Source organism: Streptomyces sp. NPDC042259 (genome assembly GCF_055582085.1).
Genome location: NZ_JBVJDW010000001.1, coordinates 1010418 through 1024180 on the forward strand (window position 1 = coordinate 1010418; position 13763 = coordinate 1024180).

The 13763-nt window shown below is 69.3% G+C and carries 16 protein-coding genes, 1 tRNA gene and 1 riboswitch; of the genes, 7 read left to right on the plus strand and 10 right to left on the minus strand.

Annotated elements, in window-relative coordinates:
- Positions 1 to 13: 13 nt before the first annotated feature.
- The 3 genes from ACZ6MA_RS04560 to ACZ6MA_RS04570 form a co-directional block, all read right to left on the minus strand.
- Entirely contained in the window at positions 14 to 334 is a 321-nt protein-coding gene (locus ACZ6MA_RS04560) for a DMT family transporter (protein WP_469430970.1), read from the minus strand.
- 32 nt (positions 335 to 366) lie between these two features.
- Positions 367 to 430, minus strand: a riboswitch (guanidine-III (ykkC-III) riboswitch).
- A 35-nt stretch (positions 431 to 465) separates the two neighbouring features.
- Positions 466 to 768, minus strand: coding sequence for a GroES family chaperonin (locus ACZ6MA_RS04565; RefSeq protein WP_049719557.1), 303 nt, complete (start codon positions 766 to 768; stop codon positions 466 to 468).
- Between the two features lie 170 nt (positions 769 to 938).
- Positions 939 to 1259 carry a DUF3618 domain-containing protein gene (locus ACZ6MA_RS04570; protein ID WP_469430971.1) on the minus strand — a complete coding sequence of 107 codons (321 nt, stop codon included), beginning with the start codon at positions 1257 to 1259 and terminating at the stop codon, positions 939 to 941.
- 162 nt (positions 1260 to 1421) lie between these two features.
- Here ACZ6MA_RS04570 and bcp point away from each other — a divergent pair, with 162 nt between their 5' ends.
- Positions 1422 to 1889, plus strand: a complete 468-nt coding sequence (bcp, locus tag ACZ6MA_RS04575) for a thioredoxin-dependent thiol peroxidase (RefSeq protein WP_469430972.1) — start codon at positions 1422 to 1424, stop codon at positions 1887 to 1889.
- A 225-nt stretch (positions 1890 to 2114) separates the two neighbouring features.
- Here the strand turns inward: bcp and ACZ6MA_RS04580 are convergent, their stop codons facing one another.
- Positions 2115 to 3353 carry a sensor histidine kinase gene (locus ACZ6MA_RS04580; protein ID WP_469431207.1) on the minus strand — a complete coding sequence of 413 codons (1239 nt, stop codon included), beginning with the start codon at positions 3351 to 3353 and terminating at the stop codon, positions 2115 to 2117.
- A complete protein-coding gene (locus ACZ6MA_RS04585) occupies positions 3353 to 3883 on the minus strand; it encodes a hypothetical protein (protein ID WP_469430973.1) in 531 nt (176 codons plus the stop codon). The genes ACZ6MA_RS04580 and ACZ6MA_RS04585 overlap by 1 nt, the downstream gene beginning before the upstream one ends.
- 257 nt (positions 3884 to 4140) lie before the next feature.
- On the opposite strand from ACZ6MA_RS04585, the gene ACZ6MA_RS04590 reads away from it, so the two are divergent.
- The 4 genes from ACZ6MA_RS04590 (at position 4141) to ACZ6MA_RS04605 (ending at position 7227) form a co-directional block, all read left to right on the plus strand.
- Positions 4141 to 5655, plus strand: a complete 1515-nt coding sequence (locus tag ACZ6MA_RS04590) for an MFS transporter (protein WP_469430974.1) — start codon at positions 4141 to 4143, stop codon at positions 5653 to 5655.
- Positions 5656 to 5749: 94 nt separating this feature from the next.
- The gene (locus ACZ6MA_RS04595) at positions 5750 to 6433 is read left to right on the plus strand and encodes an HNH endonuclease signature motif containing protein (RefSeq protein WP_469430976.1); all 684 of its coding nucleotides are present in this window, start codon (positions 5750 to 5752) and stop codon (positions 6431 to 6433) included.
- Complete coding sequence (locus ACZ6MA_RS04600) at positions 6430 to 7095, plus strand: HNH endonuclease (protein ID WP_469430977.1); 666 nt, start codon at positions 6430 to 6432, stop codon at positions 7093 to 7095. Before ACZ6MA_RS04595 ends, ACZ6MA_RS04600 begins: the two co-directional genes overlap by 4 nt.
- Before the next feature lie 49 nt (positions 7096 to 7144).
- A tRNA-Leu gene (locus ACZ6MA_RS04605) sits at positions 7145 to 7227 on the plus strand.
- 64 nt (positions 7228 to 7291) lie between these two features.
- Here the strand turns inward: ACZ6MA_RS04605 and rdgB are convergent.
- The 4 genes from rdgB to ACZ6MA_RS04625 all read right to left on the minus strand — a co-directional run bounded on the left by rdgB (position 7292) and on the right by ACZ6MA_RS04625 (position 9527).
- Entirely contained in the window at positions 7292 to 7894 is a 603-nt protein-coding gene (gene rdgB, locus ACZ6MA_RS04610; protein WP_469430978.1) for an RdgB/HAM1 family non-canonical purine NTP pyrophosphatase, read from the minus strand.
- 47 nt (positions 7895 to 7941) lie between these two features.
- The gene (locus tag ACZ6MA_RS04615) at positions 7942 to 8352 is read right to left on the minus strand and encodes a hypothetical protein (protein ID WP_469430980.1); all 411 of its coding nucleotides are present in this window, start codon (positions 8350 to 8352) and stop codon (positions 7942 to 7944) included.
- A gap of 125 nt (positions 8353 to 8477) precedes the next feature.
- Positions 8478 to 9209 (minus strand): ribonuclease PH, encoded by a 732-nt coding sequence (gene rph, locus ACZ6MA_RS04620; RefSeq protein ID WP_469430982.1) that lies wholly within the window; start codon positions 9207 to 9209, stop codon positions 8478 to 8480.
- Positions 9210 to 9293: 84 nt separating this feature from the next.
- Positions 9294 to 9527, minus strand: coding sequence for a PTS sugar transporter subunit IIB (locus ACZ6MA_RS04625; RefSeq protein WP_469430983.1), 234 nt, complete (start codon positions 9525 to 9527; stop codon positions 9294 to 9296).
- A 225-nt stretch (positions 9528 to 9752) separates the two neighbouring features.
- On the opposite strand from ACZ6MA_RS04625, the gene ACZ6MA_RS04630 reads away from it, so the two are divergent.
- Complete coding sequence (locus tag ACZ6MA_RS04630; protein ID WP_469430984.1) at positions 9753 to 11087, plus strand: PTS transporter subunit EIIC; 1335 nt, start codon at positions 9753 to 9755, stop codon at positions 11085 to 11087.
- Between the two features lie 230 nt (positions 11088 to 11317).
- A complete protein-coding gene (locus tag ACZ6MA_RS04635; protein WP_469430985.1) occupies positions 11318 to 12610 on the plus strand; it encodes a PTS transporter subunit EIIC in 1293 nt (430 codons plus the stop codon).
- Positions 12611 to 12786: 176 nt separating this feature from the next.
- Here ACZ6MA_RS04635 and ACZ6MA_RS04640 read toward each other — a convergent pair whose 3' ends face one another.
- On the minus strand, positions 12787 to 13539 hold the full coding sequence (locus tag ACZ6MA_RS04640) for an MBL fold metallo-hydrolase (RefSeq protein WP_469431209.1): 753 nt from the start codon (positions 13537 to 13539) through the stop codon (positions 12787 to 12789).
- Between the last annotated feature and the right edge of the window lie 224 nt (positions 13540 to 13763).

The following is a 13763-nucleotide window of genomic DNA, read 5'->3' on the forward strand; positions in this document are numbered from 1 at the left end:
GCCGGGAGGTGACCTAATGGCCGGAGGTCACCTTCAGCCCCACCACGGCCACCAGCAACAGCACGATGAAGAAGATCCGCGCGGCGGTCGCCGGTTCCCCCAGCACCACCATCCCGAGCACCGCCGCGCCGGCCGCGCCGATTCCGACCCAGACTCCGTAGGCCGTACCGATGGGCAGCGTCCTCGCGGCCCGCGCCAGCAGCAGCATGCTGGCCGCGATCCCCGCGACGGTGCACACGCTCGGCCACAACCGGGTGAAACCCTCGGTGAACTTCATACCGACCGACCAGCCGACCTCGAGCAGACCGGCGACGGCGAGCAGGATCCATGCCATGACGGCACCTCCGTGAAACGTGCTTCAACAGGGGTGCGTCGTCTTGTCATGACCCGGTACGGCGCGTCTCGTCGGGTTCTCCCGACCGTAGCAAACCAGACGGATCCCCGCAGGCGGGGATGACCCGGGGACTACAGGTACAGCCCCGTGGAGTCCTCGGCCCCTTCCAGGCGCTCCGCCGCCACCGCGTGCAGATCCCGCTCGCGCATCAGGACGTACGCGACCCCGCGCACCTCCACCTCGGCACGGTCCTCCGGGTCGTACAGCACCCGGTCACCCGGCTCCACGGTACGGACGCTCTGCCCGACCGCCACCACCTCGGCCCACGCCAGCCGACGGCCCACCGCCGCCGTCGCCGGAATGACGATGCCGCCGGTCGACCGGCGCTCGCCCTCGGGAATATCGGTCCGGACCAGCACCCGGTCGTGGAGCATCCGGATGGGCAGCTTGTCGTGGGTGGTGTTCGCGCTCACGCCATGACCGTACCTGGCCGCGCGGGATGCCGAGGCCATAGGTCGCGGATCGGCCGCACCCCCGCCGGCTCGTCGGCCGGCCGGGCAACGACGGGGCAGCGACCGTCCACGCCTCGCGACGACGGCGCGAGCTACGCCTTACGACGCCGCGAGGAAACGGTGAGCAGACCCACCACCCCCACGACGACCATCGCCACCGGCACGATCCGCTCCAGCCGCGGCGCGCCCTCCTCCGTCACGAACCGCGCCCGTACGTCCGAGACGATCCGGTTCGCGGCCACATAGGCCCGACCGGCGGTGTGGTCCACCTTCGAGGCCACCTTGGCCTTGGCGTCACCCATGATCGTCTTGGGGTGCATCCGCACCCCGATCTCGTCGAGCGTCACGGCGAGCTCGCTCCGCCTGCGGGCGATGTCCGCCTCGATCTGCGCAGGGGTCCTGGCTTCCGGCACCGCGCGGCCTCCGTCGTCTCGATAAGAGTGATTAAGACTGATGATGAACAGTCTGTCAGCTCCCCCGGCCCCGTGCCCCGCGGCACCCCCGATCGGGGCGCTGGCTAGTCTCGGGAGTCGACACGTCCTGGACACGGCGTACGAAAACCCTCGAGGAGAGTCATGAGCGAGCGACTGCAGCCCGGCGACACCGCCCCCGCCTTCACCCTGCCCGACGCGGACGGCAAGCAGGTCTCCCTCGCCGACCACAAGGGCCGCAAGGTCATCGTCTACTTCTACCCCGCCGCGCTGACCCCCGGCTGCACCAAGCAGGCCTGCGACTTCACCGACAACCTCGCCTTCCTGTCCGGCCACGGCTACGACGTCATCGGCGTCTCCCCCGACAAGCCGGAGAAGCTCGCCAAGTTCCGCGAGGCGGAATCCCTTGAGGTCACCCTCGTCGGTGACCCCGACAAGAAGGTCCTCGAGGCGTACGGCGCGTACGGCGAGAAGAAGCTCTACGGCAAGACCGTCACGGGCGTCATCCGCTCCACGGTCATCGTCGACGAGGAGGGCAAGGTCGAGCGCGCCCTCTACAACGTCAAGGCCACCGGTCACGTAGCGAAGATCATCAAGGACCTGGGGCTGTAGCCCTGGCGGCGGGCGCCCTGCCGGCCGGTTTTGCGGCCTCTCGCCTGGCCGGCGGTCTCTTCGGCTGCCGGCCGTCTGTGCCGCCTGCGGCGGCGGGCGCCCTGCGGGCGCGTCCTCAATCGCCGGACGGGCTCGATTCGAGCCCGTCCGGCGATTGAGGACACCGCCGCGCAGCGGTGGTGCGAGCGACCCGACGCGCGGAGCCGCGCCGCGCGGCGTCAATCGTCAGTCACCCGGAAGCGGATCCGCCTCCGGAAGGTCCAGGATGACCTGCGCACCACCACCCGGCGCCGTGCCGAATTCCAGCGACGCGCCCAGGACCACCGCCTGGCCCACCGCGATCGTCAGGCCCAGGCCGTGCCCGGTGCCACGCTCCGGTGCCGCCGTGCGGAACCGCCGCGGGCCCTGGTCCACCAGCTCCGGCGGGTACCCGTCACCGTGATCCCGCACCACGATCCGCGTCCCCTCCACCCGGACCTCGATCGGCGGCTTTCCGTGCTTCGCCGCGTTCCCCAGCACGTTCACCAGGATCCGCTCCACCCGACGGGCGTCCGTCGCCACGATCCGGCCCTCGCCGACCACCTCGACCGCCACGTCCTCCACACCACGCTGCCCACGCGCCCGCTTGACGATCCCGTGCACCAACGACGGCAGCTCCACCGCGTCCAACTGCGCACGCTCCCGCCCCGCGTCCAGCCGGGACACCTCCAGCAGGTCCTCCACCAGCACCCGCATCGTCTGCGCCCGCTCGCGCACCATCTCCACCGCACGCGGATGCGGCAACAACTCCGCCGACGCCACCAGCCCGGCCACCGGCGTCCGCAGCTCATGCGCCACGTCCGCCGTGAACTCCCGCTCCGCCTCCACCCGCGCCGCCAACGACGCCGCCATGTGATGCACGGACCGGCCCAGCTCCGCCACCTCGTCACGACCGCCCGTCGCCAGCGCCTCCGCGTCCGGCGCCGCACCCGCCGCGATCCGCCGCGCCGCCGCCGCACTGCGCCGCAACCGCCGCGACAGGCTCTGCGCCACGAACCACGCCACCACCGCCATCAGCACGACCGTCGCCACCCCGGCCACCACCAGGGCCTTGTCCAACGCCGTCTGCAACGGATCCCGGTCCGGATACGAAGCCGACACCGACAACACCTTGTCGTCACCGACCCCCGTCGCCGCCCACACCCGCGGATCCGCACCGCCGCTGATGTACGTCCCCGACTCGCCCCGCGCCACCGCCTGCGACAACGCGAACGGCAACGCCGAATCGTCGAGCTGCGCGCCCAGCGCCAGCGTCCCGTCCCGGTGGTAGACCTGAAGCGCCGAACTCAGCAGCTCGTCCTGGAACGCCATGGCCTGCCGGCCGCGCTCCAGGCCGGAGATGTGGTGCACCGCCACACCGAGGAACACGACCGCCAGCGCGGTGACGAAGGAGATCGCGAGGGCGATCCGGCCACGGATGCCCATCACGCGATCGAGAAGATTTCCGTCGGATCCCCGACCCGCGTGGCGCCCGTGTACTCCACCTCGAGCCCGGTGAACGCCATCTGCCCGTCCACCCGCTTCGGCCCGTAGAGCCGGAACTTCGCCGGATACGACGCCGACGCCGCACCGTTCGCCCCACCGGACACCTGCACCACCCCACGGCCGTCGGCACCCGCGGCGTCATAACTGAGCCACTTGATGCCGCTCGCCACCATCCCGGCGTTCGAACAGTTCAAAATGATGCTCTCCGGCCGCACGGCCGGGGTACCGACCCCGCACTCCCGCACGCCCGGCAACTGCCGCGGCGCCGCGTCCGCGATCTGGGTCGGCTCCTCCTCGGCCGCCCGCGCCTTCTGCGCCGCCGCCGTCTTCGGGGCCTTGCCCACCGTGCTCGTCCGCTCCGATGCCTCGCTGAACCACAACCCGCCGCAGACCAGCACGCCCACCACCGCCAGCGTCGCGACAACAGTGCGCAAAGTGGCCCAGCGAGGCGCGGCGGCGCGGTCGGTCATCGGGTTCTCTTCCTCGTTCCCGGGCGACGATTCGTCCCCTGTGGTGAGTGACGGTGAAATCACGCCGCGCGTTCCCTCCCGGCCCCATGAGCTGCCCCGCGCGTGACCAATCTCGCGAACGGGGCGGGGAACGGTTTGAGCCGCCGCCAATCGCGCAGAAGAGCTGTTCGTGCGTGTCCCGTACGAACAGCACTGCGCGGTTGCGCGGCCGACGGACGGAACCGACGCCGACGACCCGACCGAGAGGAAGCCGAGCCGTGCCCACCGGCAGCACCACCGAGGCCGACGCCGCACCCGACCGCGACCCCCAGGCGGTCAAGCGCCACAAAGCCCTCTTCCGGGCCGCCGCCCGCCGCAGGAACCCCCGCCTGCGCCGCACCGACATCACCGTCACGGACGAGAAGACCGTCAGACGCGCGGTGAAGGCCGCGGCCCTCGGCAACGCCATGGAATGGTTCGACTTCGGCATCTACAGCTACCTCGCCGTCACCATCGGCGATGTCTTCTTCCCCGCCGGGAACGACACGGTCCGGCTGCTGTCCTCGCTCGCGACCTTCGCCGTCGCCTTCCTCGTACGCCCCCTGGGCAGCCTCTTCTTCGGCCCCCTCGGCGACCGCGTCGGCCGCAAGCGCGTCCTGGCGCTGACCATGATCCTGATGGCGGTCGGCACGTTCGCCATCGGCCTCATCCCCTCGTACGCGACGATCGGCTTCTGGGCCCCGGTCCTGCTGATCTGCTTCCGGATGCTCCAGGGCTTCTCGACCGGCGGCGAGTACGGCGGCGCCGCCACGTTCATCGCCGAGTACGCGCCCGACAAGCGCCGCGGCTTCTTCGGCAGCTTCCTCGAATTCGGCACCCTGGCGGGCTACGTCGGCGCGGCCGGTCTCGTCACGCTCATGACCGCCACGCTCGGCGACGGCGCCATGGGCGACTGGGGCTGGCGCATCCCCTTCCTCGCCGCCGGCCCGCTCGGCCTCGTCGGCCTCTACCTGCGGCTGAAGCTGGAGGACACCCCGGCCTTCCAGAAACTGGAGGAGGAGAACGGCTCCGGCTCCGGGTCCGGCTCCGGTGAGCAGGTCACCAGCGAGACCACCGAACTGCGGCAGATCTTCGTCACCCACTGGTCGCGGCTGGCCCTGTGCGTCGTCCTCGCCGGTGCGTACGGCATCACCGACTACATGCTGCTGTCGTACATGCCGACCTATCTCACCGACCAGCTCGACTACGACGACACCCACGGCCTGCTGATCCTGATCGGCACGATGGCGCTGCTCATGACCGTCATCACCTTCGTGGGCCGCCTGAATGACCGCATAGGCCGAAAGCCCCTGCTGATGGCGGGCATGGGCGGCTTCTTCGTCCTGTCGGTCCCCGCGTTCTGGCTGCTGAAGCAGGGCAGTGCCGTCTCCGTGGCGGGCGGCATGCTGCTGCTCGGCCTCCCCCTGGTCTGCCTGCTGGGCACCATGTCCGCCGCCCTCCCCGCCCTCTTCCCCACCCACGTCCGCTACGGCTCGCTGTCCATCGGCTACAACCTCTCCACGTCCCTCTTCGGCGGTACGACGCCACTGGTCATCACGGGCTTGATCAGCGCCACGGGCAGCGACATGGTGCCCGCGTTCTACACGATGGCGGCGGCGCTGGTGGGCATGGTCGCGGTGGCCTGCATGAAGGAAACGGCCCGCCAGCCGCTGGAGGGTTCCCCGCCGTCGGTGGCGACGAAGGAGGAAGCGGCGGACATGGTCAACTCGGCGGCGCCGGAGCCGAAGTTCTGACATGTCGCACTGATGGCGTAACTGTCCGGTGATCCTCTCGTTGGTGAGTTCGAGGCCGCGAACGTTTGCGTGGCCTCGAATGGAGGGGAAAGCCATGCCGGTCAGCCCGTACACCAGGGAACGTCTGGCGGAGGCCGCGAGATCGTCGCGGACGCTGTCGGAGGCGTTGGAGAAACTCGGGGTCGACCCCAAGAGCTCGACACGGCGCTACGTCCACGGCCGTATGAAGCGCTTGGGTGTCGACACCTCGCATTTCCCACGAGAGGGGGCTCGTTGGACCAAGGAGATCCTCGAATCCGCAGTCGCCGCTTCGACGAACATGTGCGAGGTCTTACGCAATCTCGGACTGGAGACCGTAGGAGGTCATCACACTCACATCAGTCGGCGGATCCGAGCACTCGGCATCGACACCTCGCACTTCCCGCCACGCGGCGGTGTCCACGGAACGCGGAAGAAGCGACGCCACCGCACGCCCGAGGAACTCTTGGTCGTGCAGGACCCTGTCGGCGCTCGTCGCGAGCACAGCGATCGCCTCAAACGAGTCATGCTGGAACGCGGCGTCGCCAACCGCTGCGCTCTCTGCACCACCCACCCCATATGGCAGGGCCACCCGCTCCCACTCGAAGTGGATCACATCGATGGGAACTGGCGGAACAATCGCTTGGAGAATCTGCGACTCCTCTGCCCCAACTGCCACTCGACAACAGACACTTATCGGGGACGGGGCAAACGGCGACGAGCAGCTACCGCCTCCTCGGAGCGTGGAGACAGCCGATGAGCAGCAGTGTCCGCTACACCAAGGAACGGATGACCGAAGCAGCGCTGCAGTGCACAGACATCGACGACGTCATAGCCTTCTTCGGCACTCGCCCCTACGGCCACCTCCGCCGGTATCTGTTCCAGCGATTCGCGCACTTCGACATCGATGTGTCGCACTTCCGCCGCCGCGAGTACCGCAGGAGCGCCCCCCGGCCGCCAGAAGCCACTCTCCGCGAAGCGGTATCCGCATCGCTCTCGGTCGCCGACGCTCTGCGGCGTCTCGGTAGGCCGAACAGCAGCAGACAGCGCGATCTGGTGCGCCAGTGGATAGCCGACGAAGGCATCTCGACATCGCATTTTCTCGGGCAGGCGCACCAGCGCGGCAAAGCCGGGGCCACTCCCAGAAGGACTCCGGAGCAGGTGCTGGTCAAGCACAGCGGCACGCGACGCACGAAGACGGTGATGCTCCGCCGGGCGTTGCGCGAGGTCGGCGTACCCGAGGCTTGCGGGAACTGCGGCACTGGTCCCGTATGGCATGGGAAGCCCATGACATTGGAAGTCGACCACATCAGCGGCGACTGGGCCGACGACCGGCGGGAAAACCTCCGTCTACTCTGCCCCAACTGCCATGCCATCACCAGGACCTGGTGCCGAGGGGCGAGTCACCGAAGCAAGCCATAGGCCCCCGGATGCCCCGTCAGCCGCCAGCCGCTACCATGGCTGGCGGCTAGCGGTCGTGGCGGAATGGCCTACGCGCAACACTTAGGATGTTGTGGGAGAAATCCCTTGAGGGTTCGAATCCCTCCGGCCGCACACCTTTGATTCGAAGGCCCGGCTCGCGGAAGCGCGAGCCGGGCCTTCGACGTTCACCGCACCCTCACCCCAACAGCTCCCGAACCACCGGCACCAGCCCCCGGAACGCCTCCCCCCGGTGGCTGATCGCGTTCTTCTCCGCCGCCGTCAGTTCCGCGCAGGTGCGGGTCTCGCCCAGCGGCTGGAGGATCGGGTCGTAGCCGAAGCCGCCGGAGCCCGCCGGTGTGTGGCGGAGGGTGCCCTTCAGGCGGCCTTCGACCACGCGTTCCGTGCCGTCCGGCAGGGCCAGGGCCGCCGCGCAGGCGAAGTGGGCGCCCCGGTGTTCGTCGGCGATGTCGCCCAGTTGGGCGAGCAGCAGGTCGAGGTTGGCCTTGTCGTCGCCGTGGGTGCCGGCCCAGCGGGCGGAGAAGATGCCGGGGGCGCCGTTCAGGACGTCGACGCAGAGGCCGGAGTCGTCGGCGACGGCCGGCAGGCCCGTGGCGCGGGCCAGGGCGTGGGCCTTGAGGAGGGCGTTCTCGGCGAAGGTGACGCCGGTTTCCTTGACGTCGGGGACCTCCGGGTAGGCGTCGGCCCCGACGAGTTCGACGTCGAGGCCGGCGCCTTCGAGGATGGCGCGGAGTTCGGTGACCTTGTGGGCGTTGCGGGTGGCGAGGATCAGGCGCTTCATGGACCCGATTATCCGTCCCGGGCCGCTTCGGCCCGGGTCCGGCCGGGCTACTTGGACGTGCAGACCTTCGTCAGCTCGCCGGTCGCCTGCTTGACGGGTTCGAGGTCGGGGGTCTGTTTGCGGTCGACGGCCTTGCGGGCGTTGTCGACGGCTCCCTGGAAGTGGCCGACGACCTTGTCGAGGTCCGGATTGTCCGTCCGGTCCTTGATCTTCTTCACGTCCGCGTCCAGGGCGTCCAGGGCACGGTCGGCCTTGGCGGGGTCGTCGGCCGTGTCCCGTACCGCGCGCTGGAGGTCGTCGACGTCCTCCCCGATGCCGACGACGACGCGCGCGCAGTCGACGGCCTTCTCCGCCGCGCCGCACCCGGCGGCCAGCGGGACGGCCAGGGCGACGACGGCGAGAGCGGTGACGGCGGTGGTGCGGCGGTGGCGTACGAGCCTGGTGCGGCGTACGGACATGGGACGGTCCCTCCCCGTTGACGGCTACGGGCACACGGTCTTCGCGACCTTACGCCCGGATCTCTGTACTGCCGGGAACGCGCGCGCGGCGTCGAACGGTTGCTTCACTCCGCGGTCGTAGTGGGTTACAGGGTGGCGGCCAGGGCCTCGCGCTGTGCCGCGTCGAGGGCTCCGCAGCCGGCGACGGCGAGGTCGAGGAGGGCGTTGAGCTCGTCGCGGGCGAAGGGCTCGGCCTCGGCGGTGCCCTGGATCTCGACGAAGCGGCCGTCGCCGGTGCAGACGACGTTCATGTCGGTGTCGGCGCGGACGTCCTCCTCGTAGCAGAGGTCGAGCAGCGGGACGCCGCCGACGATGCCGACGCTGACGGCGGAGACGGTGCCGGTGAGCGGCTGCCGGCCGTGCTTGATGAGCTTCTTGCCCTGGGCCCAGGTGATGGCGTCGGCGAGGGCGACGTAGGCGCCGGTGATGGCCGCGGTGCGGGTGCCGCCGTCGGCCTGGAGGACGTCGCAGTCGAGGACGATCGTGTTCTCGCCGAGTGCCTTGTAGTCGATGACGGCGCGCAGCGAGCGGCCGATGAGGCGGGAGATCTCGTGGGTGCGGCCGCCGATCTTGCCGCGCACGGATTCGCGGTCGCCGCGGGTGTTGGTGGAGCGCGGCAGCATCGAGTATTCGGCGGTGACCCAGCCCTCGCCGCTGCCCTTGCGCCAGCGGGGTACGCCTTCGGTGACGCTGGCGGTGCAGAAGACCTTGGTGTCGCCGAAGGAGACGAGGACGGAGCCTTCGGCGTGCTTGCTCCAGCCACGCTGGATGGTGACCGGGCGGAGTTGTTCGGGGGTGCGGCCGTCGATGCGAGACATGGTGATGAGCCTATCGGCATCACGAAGGGCCCCGTTCCGGTTCGGTGTGAACCGGTGCGGGGCCCTTGGTGGAAGCTCAGTGGCTCACATCATGTCTTCGATCTCGCCGGCGATCGGGTCGGCGTCGGTGCCGATGACGACCTGGATGGCGGTGCCCATCTTCACGACGCCGTGCGCTCCGGCTGCCTTGAGGGCGGCCTCGTCGACCAGCTCGGGGTCCACGACCTCGGTGCGCAGTCGGGTGATGCAGCCCTCGACCTCTTCGATGTTGTCGAGGCCGCCGAGCCCGGCGACGATCTTCTCAGCCTTGGAAGCCATGTGCACTCCTGGTTGTCTCGGCCCTTCGGCGGTCTCGCCGACCGGCTTTCACACGGTAACCCACGTTCAGCCCAACTACGCGGGCGTATGTCCGCCATCTCACGAAAGATGGCGACCACCCGGCGGTGCGTTCCGGGAGTCCCGCAGCGCACCGTAAGTGGTCTACACCAGTATGCGGCACACACCGAGGGAGCTGTCGCCCGGGCGGCGGCCTGGAGGACGCAGATGAGTTCGAACGCGGCGGCGGTGCCGGAGGGGTCGAAGAAGCGGGCGCCGGGGAAGAAGTGGACACAGACGCTCTTTTCGAACCTCCAGAAGATGGGCCGCAGTCTTCAGCTGCCGATCGCCGTACTTCCCGCCGCGGGCATTTTGAACCGGCTCGGACAGCCCGATGTGTTCGGCAAGGACGGTCTGGGCTGGACCGATGTGGCCAAGGTGATGGCGGGCGCGGGCGGCGCACTGCTGGATTCGTCGCTGGGGCTGCCGCTGCTGTTCGCGGTGGGTGTGGCGATCGGCATGGCGAAGAAGGCGGACGGTTCGACGGCGCTGGCGGCGGTCGCGGGCTTTCTCGTCTATTACGCGGTGCTGCACCAGTTCCCCGACGACTGTCCCTCCGGGGCCAAGCACACTCCCATCGGCCTGCTGAACGGGGTGTGTGTCGCCCCGGGCGGGGAGCCGGCGGCGGCCGGGTACCAGAATCCGGGGGTGTTCGGCGGCATCGTGATGGGGCTGCTGGCGGCCTGGTTCTGGCAGCGGTACCACCGGGTGAAGCTGGTCGACTGGCTCGGCTTCTTCAACGGCCGGCGGCTCGTTCCGATCATCATGGCGTTCGTGGCGATCGTGTTCGCGGCGCTGTGCCTGTGGGTCTGGCCGCCGGTCGGTGACGCGCTGACGAGTTTCAGCAAGTGGCTGGTCGATCTGAGTTCCACGGGTGCGGGCATCTTCGGTGTGGCGAACCGGGCCCTGCTGGTGATCGGGCTGCATCAGTTCCTGAACGTCTTCGTGTGGTTCCAGTTCGGTGACTACACCAAGCCGGACGGCACGGTCGTGCACGGTGACATCAACCGGTTCCTGGCGGGCGACCCGACGGCGGGCCAGTTCACCTCGGGCTTCTTCCCGATCATGATGTTCGCCCTGCCGGCGGCGGCGCTGGCCATCACGCACTGCGCCAAGCCGCACCGCCGCAAGGTGGTCGGCGGCATGATGCTCTCGGTCGCCCTGACCTCGTTCGTCACGGGCATCACCGAGCCGATCGAGTACTCGTTCCTGTTCATCGCCCCGCTGCTGTACGCGGTGCACGCGCTGCTCACGGGCGTGTCGATGGCGATCACGTGGGAGCTGGGGGTGCACGACGGGTTCAGCTTCTCGGCGGGGCTGATCGACTACGTCATCAACTGGGGGCTGGCGACCAAGCCGTGGCTGATCATTCCGATCGGGCTGTGTTTCGCGGTCGTCTATTACGCGATCTTCCGCTTCGCGATCACGAAGTTCGATCTGCCGACCCCGGGCCGGGAGCCGGAGGAGGTAGCGGAGGAAATCGAGCAGGAGAACGTCAAATAGCGGAACACGAAGTGAGGGGAGCGTGACGCTGCGCCGACCCCTTGCCCGCCGGGCGGAACGGCCCCCGAGTCCACGGACGCGGGGGCCGTTCGGCGTGTGGCTCAGCCCATGGAAGTATGGATTCCTTTATGCCCGCTTCACGTGCTACAACAGGTCTAAACCACTGAGTGGTGTAGACCATAAGCGGGCCGACCCTCTTCCCGAGCGCCCGCCTCACCTGGAGGAATCCGATGAGTACGGCCACCAAGGCGGCGCCCGAAAAGGCGCAACCGGAGAAGAAGAAGCGCGGCGCCGGCGCGATGGCGATCGCCCAGCGCATCGGCCGCAGCCTCATGCTGCCGGTCGCGGTACTGCCCGCCGCCGCCCTGATGGTCCGGCTCGGCCAGGACGACATGCTCGGCAGGGAGTCGTTCCCGGCGTTCCTCAACAAGATCGCCGAGTTTATGTCCGCCGGCGGCGGCGCGATCCTCGACAACATGGCGCTGCTGTTCGCCGTCGGTGTCGCGATCGGCTACGCCAAGAAGTCCGACGGCTCCACCGCGCTGGCCGCCGTGGCCGGTTACCTGGTCTTCCAGAAGGTGCTGGGCACCTTCACCGACGGCAGCCTCCCCAAGAAGGAGGCCGTGGTCGACCACAAGGTCGCCCTGGTGGAGCAGGCCGTCGACGCCAAGGTCCTCGGCGGTGTGGTGATAGGCCTCGTCGTCGCCCTGATCTACCAGCGCTTCTACCGCACCAAGCTGCCCGACTGGGCGGGCTTCTTCGGTGGCCGCCGTCTGGTGCCGATCCTGTCGTCCTTCGCGGGTCTGCTCATCGGTGTGGCCTTCGGTTACATCTGGCCGGTGCTCGGCACGGGTCTGCACAACTTCGGCGAGTGGCTGGTCGGCTCGGGCGCCGTCGGCGCGGGCATCTTCGGTGTCGCCAACCGTGCGCTGATCCCGGTCGGCATGCACCACCTGCTCAACTCCTTCCCGTGGCTCCAGGCCGGTTCGTACGACGGCGCCAAGGGCACCGTCAACGGTGACATCGCCCGCTTCCTCGCCGGCGACCCGAACGCCGGACAGTTCATGACCGGCTTCTTCCCGATCATGATGTTCGCCCTCCCGGCCGCCTGCCTCGCGATCGTGCACTGCGCCCGTCCCGAGCGCCGCAAGGTCGTCGGCGGCATGATGTTCTCGCTCGCGCTCACCGCGTTCGTCACGGGTGTGACCGAGCCGATCGAGTTCACCTTCATGTTCGTCGCGCCGGTGCTGTACGCGATCCACGCGGTGCTGACCGGTGTCTCGATGGCCCTGACCTGGGCGCTCGGCATGAAGGACGGCTTCGGCTTCTCGGCCGGCGCGGTCGACTTCGTGCTGAACCTCGGTATCGCCACCAAGCCGTGGCTGCTCGTCGTGGTGGGTCTGTGCTTCGCGGCTCTCTACTACGTGGTCTTCCGCTTCGCGATCACGAAGTTCAACCTGCCGACGCCGGGCCGTGAGTCCGACGCCGAGCTGGCCGAGCTGGCGAAGGCCGAGGGCAAGTAGCCCGGCGGTCCCCTCCTGACGGACGAAGCCCCCCGCGACGCGCACGGTCGCCGGGGGCTTCGTCATGCCGGGTGGCTGGGCGCCGCCCACACCGGACGGGCTGGTTTCGTGTGTCCTCAATCGCCGGACGGGCTGATTTCAGCCAGCCCGGCGTTTGAGGACGGGCTCGCGGCCGACTACAGCTCGTACACCGCGCCGGCGCGCGCGAGCTCGGCCGGGCCGTCGTAGACCGAACGGGCGTCGCGGAGATTGGTGAGCGGGTCGGTCCACGGGGGGATGTGGGTGAGGACGAGCCGGGCGACGCGGGCGCGGGCGGCCTGTTCACCGGCCTCGCGGCCGTTGAGGTGGAGGTCGGGGATGTCCTCCTTGCCGTGCGTGAAGGACGCCTCGCACAGCAGGAGGTCCGTGTCCAGGGCGAGGTCGTGCAGGGCCTGGCAGGGGCCGGTGTCGCCGGAGTAGACGAGGGAGCGGTCGCCGTGTTCGACCCGGAAGGCGAACGCCTCGACCGGGTGACGGACCCGGTCGGTGCGGATCGTGAAGGGACCGAGGGTGAACTTGCCGGGGGTCAGCGTGCGGAAGTCGAAGACCTCGCGCATGCACGCGTCGTGCGGGACGTCGCCGTAGGCGGTGTTCAGCCGTTCCTCGGTGCCCTCCGGCCCGTAGACGGGGATGGCCGCGGCGCGGCCGCCGTCGTGGCGGTAGTAGCGGGCGACGAAGTAGCCGCACATGTCGATGCAGTGGTCCGGGTGCAGATGGGACAGCAGCACGGCGTCGAGGTCGTAGAGACCGGTGTGTCGCTGCAGCTCGCCGAGGGCGCCATTGCCCATGTCGAGGAGCAGCCGGAAGCCGTCGGCCTCGACGAGGTAGCTCGAGCAGGCCGATTCCGTGGACGGGAACGACCCCGAGCATCCGACGACGGTGAGCTTCATGCGGGCCTGAACCTCCGTGGGCTCGTTACGGGGGGCCATGCGGTGCGTCGAGCGTAAAGCGCGGGGCGGGTGGCCGCGCCTTCACGGGGGGACGTTGTGGGCGAAGTCACCGGTAAGGACCTCTCGCCTGGCCGGCGGGTCATCGGCTACGGACCTCTCGCCCGGCCGGCGGACCGTTGCCGCTCGCCTGGGCGGCGCCACCTTCGGCCTTGCGGGCCGTCTTG

Bases quoted from the DNA above. Each gene is read 5' to 3' on its own strand.
- ACZ6MA_RS04560 (WP_469430970.1), bottom strand. From the start codon at position 334: ATGGCATGGATCCTGCTCGCCGTCGCCGGTCTGCTCGAGGTCGGCTGG.
- ACZ6MA_RS04565 (WP_049719557.1), bottom strand. From the start codon at position 768: ATGCTCCACGACCGGGTGCTGGTCCGGACCGATATTCCCGAGGGCGAG.
- bcp (WP_469430972.1), top strand. From the start codon at position 1,422: ATGAGCGAGCGACTGCAGCCCGGCGACACCGCCCCCGCCTTCACCCTG.
- ACZ6MA_RS04580 (WP_469431207.1), bottom strand. From the start codon at position 3,353: ATGGGCATCCGTGGCCGGATCGCCCTCGCGATCTCCTTCGTCACCGCG.
- ACZ6MA_RS04585 (WP_469430973.1), bottom strand. From the start codon at position 3,883: ATGACCGACCGCGCCGCCGCGCCTCGCTGGGCCACTTTGCGCACTGTT.
- ACZ6MA_RS04595 (WP_469430976.1), top strand. From the start codon at position 5,750: ATGCCGGTCAGCCCGTACACCAGGGAACGTCTGGCGGAGGCCGCGAGA.
- ACZ6MA_RS04600 (WP_469430977.1), top strand. From the start codon at position 6,430: ATGAGCAGCAGTGTCCGCTACACCAAGGAACGGATGACCGAAGCAGCG.
- rdgB (WP_469430978.1), bottom strand. From the start codon at position 7,894: ATGAAGCGCCTGATCCTCGCCACCCGCAACGCCCACAAGGTCACCGAA.
- ACZ6MA_RS04615 (WP_469430980.1), bottom strand. From the start codon at position 8,352: ATGTCCGTACGCCGCACCAGGCTCGTACGCCACCGCCGCACCACCGCC.
- rph (WP_469430982.1), bottom strand. From the start codon at position 9,209: ATGTCTCGCATCGACGGCCGCACCCCCGAACAACTCCGCCCGGTCACC.
- ACZ6MA_RS04625 (WP_469430983.1), bottom strand. From the start codon at position 9,527: ATGGCTTCCAAGGCTGAGAAGATCGTCGCCGGGCTCGGCGGCCTCGAC.
- ACZ6MA_RS04630 (WP_469430984.1), top strand. From the start codon at position 9,753: ATGAGTTCGAACGCGGCGGCGGTGCCGGAGGGGTCGAAGAAGCGGGCG.
- ACZ6MA_RS04635 (WP_469430985.1), top strand. From the start codon at position 11,318: ATGAGTACGGCCACCAAGGCGGCGCCCGAAAAGGCGCAACCGGAGAAG.
- ACZ6MA_RS04640 (WP_469431209.1), bottom strand. From the start codon at position 13,539: ATGAAGCTCACCGTCGTCGGATGCTCGGGGTCGTTCCCGTCCACGGAA.